Here is a 1,069-nt window from a genome sequence, read left to right on the forward strand (position 1 = left end):
CGCGCCACAGCAGGCCGATCGCGTAGGAGCGCTCACGGTCACCGATGGTGCCGGCCAGCCTGGTGTTGATCGCGGCGAGGTCGCCCAGCGCGCGGTCGGCGGTCTCCCGCCAGGCGTCGCCGTTGATCGCCTGGACCACCCGGTCCGGCCCGCCCGCGCCGACGAAGTCGGCCTCGGCGCGGGCCAGCGCCGCCCAGGCCTCGCCGCCGCGCAGGGCGATGTAGTCGGCCTGGTCGACCGGCTCCAGCTCGGCGACGTACACGGTGAAGAGCGCCTGCTGGTTGTGCAGGGCGTCCAGCGCGACCTGGTACTGCTCGGCGGTGGGCTTGCCCGGGGCGGTGCGCAGCCCCTCCATCGCCGCGTCCTCCTGGGACAGGTACTCGCGGGCACGCGCCAGCTCGATCAGGATCGTTCCCTGCCGGGGCAGTTGGCCGCTCTGCCGGGCGACGAAAGCGGACCGGAAACCGAAGGTGGGCTTGACCAGGTCGCTGTACTGGCCGAGGGCGAACTCCCAGTTGAGGGCCGAGCGGCCGATCTGGGCGCGCAGCGGGACGAGCTGGTCGGCGGCGGCGAGGATCTGCAGGTAGCGGCCGCGCTGGGCGGCGTCGAGCCGCCCGTTGCTCCCGTCCTTCTTCTGCCGCAGGGCGGCCAGACCCCGGTCGGTGACGCCCTGGGCGTGCTCGAAGGCGTCCCGCGCGGACCGCGAGCCCGGGTCGGCCAGCCGCTGGACGGCGGCGCGCCGCTCGTTCTGCAGCGCGTAGGCGTACTGGTCGACCGGCGTCCCGAACTCCTTGTACGTACTGCTGACCTCCAACTGGCTCCAGACGTCTCCGGTGGTGGCGAGCGTCGCGTACGCCCACAGGGCGGTGAGAGCGACGATGGGCACCAGGAGCAGCGCGATGATCTTCGCGCGGATCGAGCTGCTGCGCAGACGCATGGAGTCCTCGGTCGGGAAGTGCCAGGCGCGGACGGGGAGCGGTTCGAGGGGCCGCCGGCGGGAGCCTGTGGCGGGGGGGGGGCAACCGGGGGGGGGCGGGGGGGGGGGGGGGGGGGGGGGGGGGGGGGGGGC

1 protein-coding gene is annotated in these 1,069 nt (G+C 74.6%); it reads right to left on the reverse strand.

Going from position 1 to position 1,069, the window contains the following annotated elements; genetic code table 11:
- The coding region (locus MCM47_RS41350; protein WP_238951900.1) for a nitrate- and nitrite sensing domain-containing protein at positions 1-937 on the reverse strand (937 nt) is incomplete at its 3' end.
- Between the last annotated feature and the right edge of the window lie 132 nt (positions 938-1,069).

This window comes from Kitasatospora sp. A2-31 (assembly GCF_022288725.1).
GTDB lineage: Bacteria > Actinomycetota > Actinomycetes > Streptomycetales > Streptomycetaceae > Kitasatospora.